A 13,733-nucleotide genomic window follows, 5' to 3' on the forward strand; every position below is an offset into this window, starting at 1 on the left:
CAAACTCTTGGCAACGCTCATCGAGTGACCCCCCTCATCTCTCGGCAGAGACGATAGCATTCCGCCATCTTCAAGCCAGCCCTAAGAAACAGGAGCCTCAAGAACCGCAACATCCGATTGCAGGACGGTGCAGGCATACACATCTTGCCCGCCCGGCACAGGCCGCTACCTTACCGCCTGTCGCCTTCGGTTTGTTCCACAACGGAGGCTTGCGTTTTCGTTGCTTTCCCAGCGCATCAGCAAAGGATCCGAGACCATGGAATACCGGCTGCTCGGCCGCTCCGGCCTGAAAATCTCTGTTATCACCATGGGCACGATGACGATTGGCGGCCGCGGCAAGTTCGCCGAGGTCGGCAATGTCGGCCTCAAGGACGCCCGCCGCTACGTCGATCTCTGCCTCGACGCCGGCGTCAACCTGATCGACACCGCCGATATCTATTCGACCGGCTACTCAGAGCAGATCATCGGCGAGGTGCTTGGCGGCAAGCGCAAGAACGGCGTGCTGGTCGCCACCAAGGCACGCTTCTCCATGGGGCCCGGACCGAACGACGGCGGGCTCTCGCGCCACCATCTGATCGCCGCCTGCGAGGCGAGCCTGAAGCGGCTGAAGACCGACGTCATCGATCTCTACCAGGTGCATGAATGGGATGGCCAGACGCCGCTCGAAGAAACGATGGAAGCGCTCGACAGCCTCGTCCGAAGCGGCAAGGTCCGCTACATCGGCTGCTCCAACTATTCCGGCTGGCACATCATGAAGGCGCTCGGCATCAGCGCGCTCGAGGGCCGGCAGCGCTTCGTCAGCCAGCAGATCCACTATACGCTGGAAGCCCGCGAGGCCGAATACGAACTGATGCCGATCTCGATCGATCAGGGGCTCGGCGTGCTCGTCTGGAGCCCGCTTGCAGGCGGCCTGCTCTCGGGCAAGCATCGGCCGGGCGAGACATCAGAGGGAACGCGCCAGCTCGCCGGCTGGAACGAGCCGCCGATCCGCGACGAGGCGCGGCTGTGGAAGATCGTCGACATGCTGGTGGCGATATCAGGCGAGCGCGGCGTCTCCCCGGCGCAGGTGGCGCTCGCCTGGCTGATCGGCCGCAAGGGCGTCACGTCCGTCATCATCGGCGGCCGCACGGAAGCACAGTTCAGCGACAACCTCGCCGCCGCCGGCCTGAAGCTTTCCGACGAGGAAAAGGAACTGCTCGACGCCGTCAGCCTGCCGCCGGTGATCTACCCCTACTGGCACCAGCTCCGGAGCGCCAAGGACCGGCTCGGCGAAGCGGATCTGTCGCTGCTGGGGCCGCATTTGTAGAGGAAGGTGCCCTATCCGGCTCGCCAACGCCTCTTCAGCATCATGGAGCAAGTGCCACAAGATTCCGATGAAGGCCGACGCGATCTCGTGAGGAAAACCGACCTCCCTTCTCCATTGGACCGCAACAGACCTTTGCAGTGACCGCTTCGCGGATCCTGTTCCTGTTGAAGGCGGTACTCTCGTGAAGCGTCGCTATACGACCGTCTCAGTGGTATCATGAACCAGCACGGTCGCGGTGTCGGGCAGCCGGATGGTGCATGTCGCGTCAATTGCCTGGCTTCATCCGGCGGATCTCCTGAGGGGGAGACAGCCATGGCAACTGCAAGAGCAGAGCGGCGGCTGGCCGCGATCCTGGCCGCTGATGTCGTCGGCTATTCCCACCTCGTCGAACATGACGAGGCTGGGACGGTGTCGGCCCTCAAGGTTCTGCGCCGGGAGGTGATCGATCCGCTGCTGGCCGACCATCAGGGCCGTATTGTCAAGCTGATGGGCGACGGTGCGCTCGTGGAGTTCGGCTCGGTCGTCGATGCCGTCGCGTGCGCGGTCGCCATCCAGAAGGGGGTTGCCGAGAACCAGGCCGATATCCCGACGGAGCGACGCATCATCTTCCGGATCGGCGTCAATCTCGGTGATGTGATCCATGAGGTTGATGGGGATCTCTACGGCGATGGCGTCAACATCGCGGCCCGCCTCCAGACCTTGGCGGATCCAGGCGGCATTTGCATTTCCGGCACGGCGTACGATCACCTCCCGGGCAAGCTTGACTGCGGCTATGAGTACCTCGGCGAACGCGCGCTCAAGAACATGGAGCGGCCGGTGCGACTGTACCGCCCCCTTCTGGAAAGGACGACCGCAGGAACGGTATCGCCCAGGCCCGCACTTCCGGATCGACCATCCATTGCCGTGCTGCCGTTCAACGTCATGAGCGCCGACCCGGAGCAGGACTTCTTCAGCGATGGACTCACCGAGGACATCACCACCGCGCTATCCAAGCTCAAGGGCTTCTTCGTGATCGCCCGCAACACGATGTTCACCTACAAGGGAAAGCCCGTGGATGTGCGCGCCATCGGGCGCGAACTCGGGATCCGCTATATTCTCGAGGGGAGTGTGCGCAAGTCCGGCAACCGGGTAAGGGTGACCGCGCAGCTCATCGATGCGGCCTCCGAAGTCCAACTCTGGGCCGAGAGGTACGACGGCGACCTCGGCGACATCTTCGTCATTCAGGACGAAATCACTGCAAGCGTCGTCGGCCGCATCGGGCCGGAACTCCTGGCGGCAGAGCATGCCCGCGAAAGCCCCAAGCCGCATCATGGCCTTGATGCTTGGGAATGTGTCGTGCGGGCGGTGTTCCTGTGTTCCCAGTTGTCTGAGGAGAGCAGCGGCAAGATGCTCCCCCTGCTCGATCGGGCAATCGGACTGGCTCCCGGTTATGCCCAGGCGCTCGCGATGAAAGGTTGGATTACCGTGTGGCGCGCGTTCCAGGGGTGGGAGGACATGGGACACGCCCTGGCCCTTGCCAGGGATTTCGTCCAACAAGCCATTGCCGCGGACGATAAGGAACAGTGGACTTACCTTGCGCAGGCGATGATAGCCTTTGCGACGCGTGACAATGTCCTGGCGATGGCAGCGATCAGCCAGGCTGTCGCGATCAACCCCAACTCCGCGTTTGCGCACGGCCAGTTGGGGCTTGCGCATGCCAACGGGGGCCGCGCGGCGGACGCCATTCCTTGCATCGACTACGCCCTCAGACTGAGCCCCCGCGAGGCTTTTCTCGGCGACTTTCAGTTTTACTACGCCATGGCTTATTTCCAGGGCGCGAATTACGAACTTGGATTGAGTTACGCACGGGAGGCGCATCGCTTGCGGTCCGGCCACGCGGTTCCGCTGATCATCGGCACGGCCTGTGCCGGACTTCTGGACAACCAGGAGGCTGCCACGGACTTGCTCGGACGGCTCAAGTCGCTAGTCCCTGACATCTCACGGGACGCCGTCGCAGCAACATCTTCTTTCGTTCGCGCCGAGGATCGGGCGCGTCTCATCGAGGGACTTGCCCGTGCCGGCCTGAATTGACGGGTTGGATCGACCTCGAGAACCGATCGCTCCCCATCAGAGGCACGCACGCAGGAAAATTCCGATCCAGCCGGAGCCACGGCGGTGATGTCTCTCCGGCAGCACCCCGCACAGCAAACGTCGCCATCGCCCCTTGACTTCTCGCCCAGCATCGCCATTTCATATCATATGATACACTAAGTCGCGGCATAGGAGACAAAAATGGCCAGCGCTCAACCGGCTTTCGCCCCCGATCGGCAAGCGGCCCGGCAGGAAGAGGCGGTTATCGTCAAGGCCGTGGTCAAAGCCTGCGACTTCTGGAACCTCACCAACAGGGAGGCCGCCCAGCTCTTCGACGTGCCGATCGCCACCTGGAACCGCATGAAGGCCGGTGACTTCAAGGGCAGGCTCGACCAGGACAAGCGCATGCGCGCGAGCCTGATCGTCGGCATCTTCAAGGGGCTGCGGCTCTTCTTCAACGGCCCGCTCACCTATCAATGGCCGAAGGCGGTCAATACCGGTCCGCTGTTCAATGGCCACTCGCCCGTCGATCTCATGATCGAGGGCGGCATTCCGGTGATGCTGAAGGTGCGACGCTATCTCGATGGCCTGCGCGGCGGCCTATGATATCAGAGAACGACTTCAACGAGCCGGCGACCGTCCGGCTGATCTCGACCGCCTATATTGACGAGCCCGCCGTCAAGCCGCTGGCCGACGATGACGACGAGATCGATATCCTCAACCGGCTGGAGGCGATCACCTCGGCGCGCCTCAGCCCCCTCGCCCTGCCTGTCGGCGTCGATCCGGCCGAACTGCTGAACGAGACCTTCGGCTACGGCTGGTCGCTGATCAATGCCGCCTTCTGCCATGCGCGCCCGCCGGGCAACCGCTTCAACGGCGAGGAGCGCGGCGCCTGGTATTGCGCCTTCGGCCCGCGCGCGCTTCAAACCTGCCAGGCGGAAATCGTCTATCACCGCACCCGGGCGCTCAGCGAAGCCGGCAGCTTTCACGACATCGGCCGCTACCGCGAACTGATCGCCGGCTTCACCTGCCGCTTTCATGATGCGCGCGGAGAAAAGGGAGCCGCCTATCTCGATCCCGATACCACGGTCGCCTACCCCGCCGGCCAGGCGCTCGCCGCCACCATTCTGGCGGAAGGCGGCAACGGCCTGATCTACCCTTCCGCCCGCGACCCCGAGGGCGAATGCCTCGCCGTCTTCCGCCCCGCCGTCATCCAGAACATCCGCCAGGGCCGCACCATCACCTTTCAATGGTCGGGCGCGCCCGAGCCGCGCATCCTGGACGAAGACTGATCCTCAGGAGCCGGCGGAAGTGCCGAGAGCGGCCCCGCAATGTTCCCGCAATGCAGCCTAACGACAAGGACTCGCCTTTCCGGATTCCCGCGCTAGACTTGCCGGGGGCCGGATTCGGCCTGAACAGAAACAACTTATAAATCAAATTGTTATTGACGCCTTTTCCCGGCGGAACACGCGCCACGCGTCGCGCAAATCTGCCCCTCACCCTCCCCTTTTCCCCGCCTGTGGGGAGAGGGAAACGGTAAGCGTCCCGCCTCGCCGTAGCCGGTTGAAGGCTGCGACCAGACCGTATTGGCCCGACCTGCGAACGCTAGAGATGGACACAGGCAGGCGCCACAGCGTCCCTTCTCCCCGCAGGCGGGGAGAAGGTGCCGGCAGGCGGATGAGGAGCAATCCTCACCGTGCGGATGAGGGGCAATCCTCACCGTGCGGATGAGGGGCGTGCTGCAAACGCCGCGCCGGATACCGGCACCGAGCGTCAAACACGAGGAAACGAATGACGATCACACTTTTGCCAGTCGATGCCGTCGATCCCGACACCATCCGAAAACTGGACGTGCATGAAAACCAGATGGACTTCATCGCCAGCAACGAGGAGTCGCTGCAAGAACTCGCCGAACGCCCCGAATGCGTCGGCTTTGCTGTGATAGCCGAAGGCGCCCCCGTCGGCTTCGCCATGTATGCGCTCGATCCGGATGACGGCAACCACTGGATCTACCGCCTGATGATCGACGCCCGCCACCAGGGCAAGGGCTACGGTGTCAAGGCGCTTGCCGCCCTGCTGGAACATATGGCCGGCATCCCCGAATGCGGCGACATCTATCTCGGCGTCTACCCTGAAAACACCCGCGCCCACGCCCTTTATCACCGCTTCGGTTTCCGCGAGACCGGCATGATGCTCGGCGAGGAGAAGGTGATGCGGCTGGATCGCCCATCGAAATAGCCCCTCGGAGCATCGTCCCGCTCGGCAGCGGATGGGATCATTGCGATCCCATCCACATGCCCCGCGGGGCGTTATGACGCGACTGAGGCCGCCACCGGTTTCGTCAGGCGCAGGCCGAGAACCAGCAGCCCGCCCAGCGCATAAACGACGACGACCGAAAGCCAGATCGCGCCCGGCCATTGCGCGCGAACGACGAAGTAGATGCTCGAGAACGCGAGCGGACTGATGATCGATGCCAGGCTCACGGCCGAGGCCAGCACGCCCTGGAACTGGCCCTGCTGGTTCTCGTCGACCTGCCGGGTCGCGAGCGATTGCAGCGCCGGCACGCCGATGCCGCCGAGCGCAAAGACCGGCATGATCGCGAAGATCATCCAGCCCTCGGTCGCAAAGGCCATGACGGTCAGGGCAACGCAGACGCCGGCGACGCCCACCAGAATGGCGCCGCGCTCGCCGAAGCGTTTTACGGCCGGTCCCGGGAGAACCGCCTGGGCAAACGTCTGGCAGACGCCAAAGGCGCCGAGCGATAGGCCGATCCAGAGCCCGTTCCACTGGAACGTCTCGCTGCCCCAGAGCGCCCAGCAGGTGCCATAGGCCTCGCCCGTGGCGCTGAAGATCAGGAAGAGAAAGACGATCGGCAGCACGCTCTTCACCGAGAACACCCAGCGCAGCGGCCGAAGCGGGTTGAGCGCGGCAAGGTCGATCCTCTCGCGGCTCGGTGCGCGCGACTCCGGCAGCACGAAGTACGCCAGAGCCAAATTGCAGCCGTTCAGGACCGCCGCGGCGACGAAGGGCAAACGCAGCCAGTGGTCGCCGAGCACGCCGCCGAGAACCGGGCCGATGATGAAGCCGATGCCGAACATGGCGTTGAACAGGCCGAAGCGCTGCGCACGCTTGTCCTCGGGCGTGATGTCGGTGAGGTAGGCGGTTGCGACCGACATGTTGGCGCTCGTCAGCCCGGCGATCGCACGGCCCGCAAAGAGCATCCAGAGATTGGGCGCAAAGGCGAGGAACAGATAGTTGACCGCAGCACCCGCGAGCGAGATCAAGAGCACGGGCCGGCGGCCCAGCCGATCGCTGAGCGCACCCAGCACCGGCGCGCAGATGAACTGCATGACCGCGTAGAGCGCGGTCATCGTGCCGATATAGGGCGCCACGTTGTCGGCATGGATCACGTCCTTCAGCAGCGAAGGCAGGATGGGAAAGATGAGGCCGATGCCCACGGCATCGAGCACAATGGCAGTAAAAATGACGATGAGGGATTTCTTCATGATGCGTTCCGATCAACGCAAGCACGCCCACGCCAAGAGGCGCCGATGCCTTGCGATTGGGTGACCTGACGATGCAGGCGATAGGTTTTGGGAAACGCTGGCCGATCCGTGCTCAAACGGCAGGGATGGCGTGTGCTTGACTGCCTGGACGTGGATTCGTCCACCTGTTTACTCCGCCACTGAGCGGATCAAGGGAAGCAGTCGCTTTTCGCGATGGCATGCAATTAACACCGGATGGCGGGACGCGGCAAGCCCCACGTTTTTGCGGAAGCAGAAGCGCGCCGCGCTCAGCACCGGCAAATGGTCAACAGGGCCTTTTTCGACTACAGTTGCGGCAGAAACCACGACATTCGTCAGAGCGGACAAGTCCTTGAGCCCGGCCCGACTGTGGCCTCCCTTTCGGTGGCCGCGGAACTCGGGACGGAGCGCCCGCTTTCCGATGCAGAATTCGTGAGTGGAGCGCAGCGATGGAACAGAACTCCGAGATCGGCCCGGCCGAAGCTGACGACTTTCCTGCCATTCGATCCTTGTGCAACGGCTTCCTCGACTGGTGCCGATCGCGCTATGGCGAAAACGCCTGGTTCGTCGACCGGTACTACACGCCGGAACAATGGGCCGCACTCCTGGACAGCCTGCCGAAAATCCATTCGGCTCCAGATGGGGAGATTCTTGTTGCCCGCCTGAACGGAAAGGTGGTCGGCTGTGTGATGATGCAGCGGATCGACGAACGTACATGCGAGATGAAGCGAATGTTCATCAGCCCGGAGGGCCGAGGCTTGGGGCTGGGCCGCCGTCTCGCCGAGGCCCCCGTGCGCGTGGCTGCCGAGCGGGGCTATGCCGCCATGCGGCTGGATACCGGCCGCAACCACGATGAGGCGTTGAGCCTCTACCGCTCCCTGGGATTCCAGGAGATCGCACCCTACTACAAAGCACCTCCCGAACTGCGCAACCATCTCATCTTCATGGAAGCCCCTCTGGCCGGGTAGTCGCGTCCCCCCTCGCGATGTGTCTTCGCAGTGGCAGAGCAAGGTTGCAGAACAGTGTCGAAGCCTGCCTCATCGAGCCATGTTGAGCTCGGAGACCGGCATGGAGATGGTGCAGCGCAGGCCATTCGGCCCAAGGGCGAAGCTCGTTCTCGCCTCAAGCTGGTAGGGCAGCGCCCGCTCGATCAGTTCGCGCCCGTGCCCGATGCCCTCGCCGGCACCGGTTGCCGGCGGCATGCGCACGCCGCTTTCGTGCCAGTCGATGTGAAGCCAGAGCTTTTGATCCTGCCCGGCCTCGACATGCCAGCGAACGGAAAGTGCTGCACCGGCCTGACCCAAGGCACCGTACTTGACGGCATTGTTGGCCAGTTCATGAAGGGCCATGGTCAGCGTTTGCACCGTCGACGAACGCAGCTTCACGCCGCTGGGACCGTCCAGCCGCACACGCCCCATATCCGCATCCACCGCCGCCAGTTCTGCCCGGAGCAGCTCATCGAAGGTGACCCGCTGCTGGTTGGCCAGGCGCGACAACAGGCCCTGGACCCTGGCCAGCGCCGACAGGCGGCTGCGAAAATGCGCGCTGAAATCCGGCAGGTCCTTGGCTCTGCGGGCGGTGGTTTCGGCAACGGCCCGGACAACCGCCATGAGGTTTCGGGTGCGATGCTGCAGCTCGGCAACCAGCGCCTTCTGGCGGTCTTCCCATTGCCGCCGCTCGGTGGTGTCGGTCATCGCGCCCACCATGCGGATCGCCTGCCCGCCTTGATCGTAGAAGAAACGGCCGCGGCCGTGCAGCCAGCGAACGGCGCCATTCGGATGCAGGGTGCGAAACTCCGTGACGAACTCTGTGCGGGCCTCCCGCGCGTGCTGCAGCAAGGCCTCGGTCTCCGCCCGGTCATCCGGGTGGATGCGCGCGGACCAGTTTTCATAGCTGGGCGTCACCTCGTCCACCCCGTAACCCAGCATGCGAAAATACTCGTCGCTCCAATGCACCTCTCCGGTTAGGACATTCCAGTCCCAGAGCCCCAGACCGCCGACCTCCACCGCCGTCCGCAACCGTTCCTCGCTCGCCCGAAGCGCCGTCTCCGTCTTCTCGCGCTCGATCAGGTCGGCCGCCTGTCGTGCCAGCACGTCGAGGAGACGCAGTTCCCGCTCCTTCGGTCGGTGCACATGCGCCCAATGGGTCGACAACATCCCGATGAGCGTTCCGACGCGGGAATGGAGCGGCGTGGTCTGCACGGCGCGTATCCCGCTCTGCCGGTAATGGGCCAGATCCGCCGTACCCTGCATGAACGCAGCGGTTTCGACATCCGAAACGACGACGCGCCGCCCGGTGCGCAGGGCGAGCGCGCAGGTGGAAGCCCGGTCCATGCTGACCCAATGCCAGAATTGCGCGGCCTCGTCGCTGAAGCCGCGATGGGAAAGCAGGCGTAGCTCTCCAGCGGCGCCCCGGTCGGCATCCAGCATCTGCAGGCTGGCGAATTGCGAGCGCATGATGGCGGCCGCACCATCCAAAATGGTCTCGTAGACGGCCTGCGGTCGCCCGTCCTTGATCAGTTCGAGGCTGATGGCCTGCAGCCGCTCGCTGTCTTCCAGCTCGGCCTTCATCTGTTCCGGGCCTTGATGGTGTGCAATGGTCATCGAGGCGCTCCCTTCCCGACGAGACACCCAAGGGCGCAGCGGCAGCGGCACAAAGGACGTTGTCGCGCAAATCCGCGCCAACTGCTGGCAGCTTGCTCCGGGCCCACCCCTATCGCCTCAGTGTAATCTCCCTCTACACACCATTTCGGCGAGTGGGCTCCCTCCAGTTGCAACGGTGCGCCGGATCAGTGCGCCGCCAGCACCCGCGCCTCCACCGGTTGGTCGATGCCCTTGAGGACAAGCAGCCGGGTTCCGGCGCCCATCGTGAGCGCTGCCGCCTCGGCGGCGGTCTCGGGTGAGATCAGGATCTCGCCCGCCTCGGCCTGGGATTCGAGCCTTGAGGCCAGGTTGACCGTGCCGCCGATCGCGGTGAAATCGCTGCGGAAGCTCGAGAACTCGCCGATCTCGACCTCGCCCGAGTGGATGCCGACACCGACGCCGAGCGTCTCTCCCTTGAGGTCGTCGAACTGCAGGCTGCCAAGTGCCGCCGCGCAGAGCCGCTGGATGTCCCTCCCGGCCCGGATCGCGGCTTCCGCGTGATCCTTCCTGATAATGGGAAAATTGAAGATCGCCATCAGCCCGTCGCCCATCTGCTTGTTGACGATGCCGTCATGCGCCCAGATCGCCTGGGCGCAGCGGTCCTGAAACAGGCTGACGATTTCGCTGAGCCGGATGCGCTCGATGCGCTCGGACAAATGGGTGAAGCCGCGGATGTCGGCAAAAAGAATGGTCGCGCTTGCCGCAACGTGACTCTGCTTCTTGACGTAACGGAAGGAGCGTTCGCAGATCGTGCAGATGTTCGGGTTCATCTTGCTGCGGGTGATGCCGAAGGCACGAAACGGCAGCGCCAGCGGCCCGCGAATGGGGATCGGCATGTGCATCTGGTCCCAGCATCCGCGGCAGATCCTGGCGTCGCCGCGATTGGCCGGCTGCATGGTAGAGGCTTCGGTCATGGTCTGCATCTCCGGCTCACATGGCCAAAGGGGCGTAGACGGAGCTTCTGCCATTTGTCGCGCTTTAGCAACGGCTGGAATAACACAAGGCGCCTGCCGTGCGGCCCGGCCGTCACTCGGCAAACAGGTTCGCGGCCATGAAGTCGACGAAGGCACGGACCTTTGGCGAGAGATATCGATTGGTCGGCCACAGCACGCGGAATGTGCCCGTTTCGCGAAGGCAATCCTCCAGCAGCGATACCAGCTTGCCTTCCGCCAGTTCCGACGACACGGCGAACGGGGGCAGACAGGTGATGCCGAAGGATCGCTCCGCCAGGAAGATCAGGGGCTCGAGTGTGCTCGCAACCGTGGTCACGGGCAGATCGAGCTTGACCTCGTGCCCGTGACGAAAGAGCGGCCAGGGTTCGAGGCGGCCGGAGTTCGCGTACCGGTGATGGAGGCAGCGATGCCCGAGCAGGTCTTCCGGCACCTTCGGCCGACCGTGCGCGGCGAGATACTCCGGAGCCGCGACGATCCTGTGCCGGAACGTCCCGAGCTTGCGGCTCATGAGCCGCGTATCCTTGACCTCGCCTGTTCGGATGACGGCATCGAAGCCCTCCTCGATGACGTCGACCAGCCGATCGGTGAAATCGAGGTCGAGGTTGATCAATGGGTAGGCTCGCATGAAATCCGATATGGTCGGCATCAGGAGCATGCCGGCCAAGGGCAGGCTGACACGAAGCTGGCCGCGCGGTGTCGCGTGCGACCGCGACAGCTGCGCCTGGGCTGCCTCGAATTCGGATTGGATGCGGCGACAGGTATCGAGAAAGAAGCTCCCGTCCTCGGTCAGCGCCATGCTTCTCGTCGACCGATTGAAGAGACGCACGCCCATCTCGTCTTCGAGCCGCGCGATGGCCTTGCCGACCGCAGAACCCGAAAGGCCGAGCCGATGGCCGGCGGCCACGAAGCTGCCTGCCTCTGCGACCTGAATGAAAATGCTGAGCGTTCCGAGCTTGTCCATCGTCTGCCGATTGCGGAATTAATTTCCGAAGTGATGAGAATACCCGCTCGTTTATCCGCTATTTCTCCGTCGATATCCAGATGTCGTCGCGGTCGATGCGCTGCGACGTTCAAATGGAGAGCCCCATGAATACGAGCCTTACCCCCACTTTCTCAGCTTCCCCCGCTCCGACGACCTTTGTCGTCAACGTCATCCACGCTCACCCCGGCAAGCAGGAGGAAGCCTTCGCGATCATCCAGGACGTCGTGCACTACGTCGCCGAACGGAAGGAAGGCTTTTTGTGGAGCACCTTGGCGAAGAGCACGGACGGACAGACGGTCGTCAATGTCGAGGCAATCCAGGGAACCGGAAATGTCGGTGAGTTCTTCTCCGACCCGGTGTTCGTGGAGAAGTTCCGGAAGCTGGACGAGGTCTCCCGGAGCGAGTTTCACACCTACTCGGTCGGCGATCTCGTCCTGCCGAAGCGCGTATCCGTGGCCTGATCGCTGCTGCATGTTTCCCTTAGCCGTACCCGGTTAAAGGACAAAAACATGCAGCAATTCAAAGTGCTACAGCGACCTTTGCGCGTCTGACAAGACGCGCGGCGCTACTGCATGTTTCCTTTAATCGTACCCGATTAAAGGACAAAAACATGCAGCAATTCAAAGTGCTATAGCGCCTCTATCATCCCGCCTTCTTCACCGGCGGGATGACCCATGAGCCATCGAGAATGGACGGCGGGCTGTCGTCGCGCCAGTAGAGCCGCATCATCAGGATGAACTTGCCCTTCGGCGCGGGCAGCCAGTTGTTCTCCTTGTCAGCTCCGGGCGTTTCGTTCTGGATGTAGATCTCCGTCGACCCGTCGGCATTGGCCTTGGGGCTGACGCGTGCGCTGATCGAATAGCGATTGAGCGGATTGTCGACGAAGAAATAGTCCTCGTCATACATGGTGATCGACCAGAAACCGCGCACCGGCGGCAATTGCCCCTTCGGGAAGGTGATGACGTATTTGTTGGCGCCATGGTAGGCGCGGGAGAAAAGGCCGTCCTTGGATTTCAGCGACGTCGGATAGATCGCATCCTGAGGACGATTGGCGCCGAGACCGATCGCCGTGATCAGTGCACGCTGCAGGTAGCCCGTGCCGTAAATGCCGGTCTTGGTGGTAAAGCCCCAGCCATTGATGTCCTGGACGTCGCCATCGCTGAACTTGAAATGCAGCATGATGCGATGGAACGCCATGGCGGGAATGCGCGAGATGAAAGCGGCATCCAGCTTGCTCTTGTCGAAATCCTTGCCGGGCACGATGCCGATCTCGGCGAACTTGGCGACCGCTTCCGCATCCGCAGCCGTCGGCGGATTGGTCTTCATCAGTTCGCAGAGCAATGTGAAGTACTCGACCGCGTCCATGCGGTTGACCTGTTCGCGCACCGCCGTCTTCATGTCGATGGTCGGGTCGATCTTGCCCGCCGGTGGCGTCCAGTCCTTGCCATAGGCGCTGAGCGGCGAGAGCTTGCACTGATCCTGCAGCGCGTGAACCGCCGCATAGTCCTCGGGCGAGCCATCGCAATAGATGCGACCGAGGATCCAGACGACGCTCGTTGCCGACTTGTATTCGGTCACGCCGTCGGGAATGGTGCCCTGCCAGCCGGGCCCGGTGATCGCGTAGGACTGCGCCCCGTTGCCGGTCGTCCGCTTGCCCGGCACCTGAAACACCGTCGTCCAGCCGTCGAGCATCGGGAACAGGAAGTAGCGATCCTTCATGTCCGGGATCGACAGCACCCAGGGCTCCTTGCTGACGTCGACGAAGGCCGTCGTATAAAGCGTATCGGCGTTCGGCGCGGTCACGTCCTTGAAGGAAGCGTTCGGATACTCCCTAAGCTTGATGATATGCCCCATCGGCCCCTTGCTGCCCTCAGGCTGTGCCACATTGGTGACGACGCGGCGGGTCATTTCCGTCGTCACCAGCGGATAGCCGTAGATATAGGCTTCCACCGCCAACCAGAATTCGTCAGCCGCCTCGACCGGATCGATCAGCGGAGATTCCAGAGCATTCGCAGGTAAAGTTGAAACCGTTGCGAGCAGGCCAGCGCCTCCCAAAGCGACGGCACGGCGTGTCATGTCCATATTCGCCTCCCTCTTGCCCTCATGGCGACGAGAGGTTAGCACATACTAAATAATGCTACTAGGCATTGTATTTCGCGACATGTGCACCGGGTTTGCGGTGCGCAGAGTGCTCGATGAGCTGAAGCGAAGCCTTCGTTGGGGGCTACCGCTTTCAAGTGTACAGGCCGCGTCCGA

The 13,733-nt window shown here is 63.1% G+C and carries 12 protein-coding genes; 7 read left to right on the forward strand and 5 right to left on the reverse strand.

Annotated elements, in window-relative coordinates; genetic code table 11:
* Window positions 1-256: 256 nt before the first annotated feature.
* The 5 genes from AC070A_RS01515 (at window position 257) to AC070A_RS01535 (ending at window position 5,614) form a co-directional block, all read left to right on the forward strand.
* On the forward strand, window positions 257-1,306 hold the full coding sequence (locus AC070A_RS01515; protein WP_057254418.1) for an aldo/keto reductase: 1,050 nt from the start codon (window positions 257-259) through the stop codon (window positions 1,304-1,306).
* A 312-nt stretch (window positions 1,307-1,618) separates the two neighbouring features.
* Entirely contained in the window at window positions 1,619-3,376 is a 1,758-nt protein-coding gene (locus AC070A_RS01520) for an adenylate/guanylate cyclase domain-containing protein (RefSeq protein WP_057253850.1), read from the forward strand.
* 201 nt (window positions 3,377-3,577) lie between these two features.
* The gene (locus AC070A_RS01525) at window positions 3,578-3,982 is read left to right on the forward strand and encodes an antitoxin Xre-like helix-turn-helix domain-containing protein (protein ID WP_057253848.1); all 405 of its coding nucleotides are present in this window, start codon (window positions 3,578-3,580) and stop codon (window positions 3,980-3,982) included.
* Window positions 3,979-4,668: an RES family NAD+ phosphorylase gene (locus AC070A_RS01530; protein ID WP_057253846.1), complete on the forward strand. Its 690-nt coding sequence runs from the start codon at window positions 3,979-3,981 to the stop codon at window positions 4,666-4,668. The genes AC070A_RS01525 and AC070A_RS01530 overlap by 4 nt, the downstream gene beginning before the upstream one ends.
* A gap of 499 nt (window positions 4,669-5,167) precedes the next feature.
* Complete coding sequence (locus AC070A_RS01535; RefSeq protein ID WP_057253844.1) at window positions 5,168-5,614, forward strand: GNAT family N-acetyltransferase; 447 nt, start codon at window positions 5,168-5,170, stop codon at window positions 5,612-5,614.
* A gap of 71 nt (window positions 5,615-5,685) precedes the next feature.
* Here AC070A_RS01535 and AC070A_RS01540 read toward each other — a convergent pair whose 3' ends face one another.
* A complete protein-coding gene (locus AC070A_RS01540) occupies window positions 5,686-6,882 on the reverse strand; it encodes a TCR/Tet family MFS transporter (RefSeq protein ID WP_057253842.1) in 1,197 nt (398 codons plus the stop codon).
* A 467-nt stretch (window positions 6,883-7,349) separates the two neighbouring features.
* Between AC070A_RS01540 and AC070A_RS01545 the strand changes: the two genes are divergently transcribed.
* Complete coding sequence (locus AC070A_RS01545; RefSeq protein ID WP_113479425.1) at window positions 7,350-7,868, forward strand: GNAT family N-acetyltransferase; 519 nt, start codon at window positions 7,350-7,352, stop codon at window positions 7,866-7,868.
* 69 nt (window positions 7,869-7,937) lie between these two features.
* Here AC070A_RS01545 and AC070A_RS01550 read toward each other — a convergent pair whose 3' ends face one another.
* The 3 genes from AC070A_RS01550 to AC070A_RS01560 all read right to left on the reverse strand — a co-directional run bounded on the left by AC070A_RS01550 (window position 7,938) and on the right by AC070A_RS01560 (window position 11,456).
* Window positions 7,938-9,503, reverse strand: a complete 1,566-nt coding sequence (locus AC070A_RS01550) for a sensor histidine kinase (RefSeq protein WP_057253838.1) — start codon at window positions 9,501-9,503, stop codon at window positions 7,938-7,940.
* Window positions 9,504-9,688: 185 nt separating this feature from the next.
* Window positions 9,689-10,456 carry an adenylate/guanylate cyclase domain-containing protein gene (locus AC070A_RS01555; protein ID WP_057253836.1) on the reverse strand — a complete coding sequence of 256 codons (768 nt, stop codon included), beginning with the start codon at window positions 10,454-10,456 and terminating at the stop codon, window positions 9,689-9,691.
* Window positions 10,457-10,568: 112 nt separating this feature from the next.
* Window positions 10,569-11,456 (reverse strand): LysR family transcriptional regulator, encoded by an 888-nt coding sequence (locus AC070A_RS01560; protein WP_057253834.1) that lies wholly within the window; start codon window positions 11,454-11,456, stop codon window positions 10,569-10,571.
* A 125-nt stretch (window positions 11,457-11,581) separates the two neighbouring features.
* On the opposite strand from AC070A_RS01560, the gene AC070A_RS01565 reads away from it, so the two are divergent.
* A complete protein-coding gene (locus AC070A_RS01565; protein WP_057253833.1) occupies window positions 11,582-11,938 on the forward strand; it encodes an antibiotic biosynthesis monooxygenase in 357 nt (118 codons plus the stop codon).
* Between the two features lie 181 nt (window positions 11,939-12,119).
* Here AC070A_RS01565 and AC070A_RS01570 read toward each other — a convergent pair whose 3' ends face one another.
* Window positions 12,120-13,559, reverse strand: a complete 1,440-nt coding sequence (locus tag AC070A_RS01570; protein WP_492384642.1) for a DUF1254 domain-containing protein — start codon at window positions 13,557-13,559, stop codon at window positions 12,120-12,122.
* Between the last annotated feature and the right edge of the window lie 174 nt (window positions 13,560-13,733).

Source organism: Ensifer sp. GW101-20A05, from assembly GCF_059424735.1.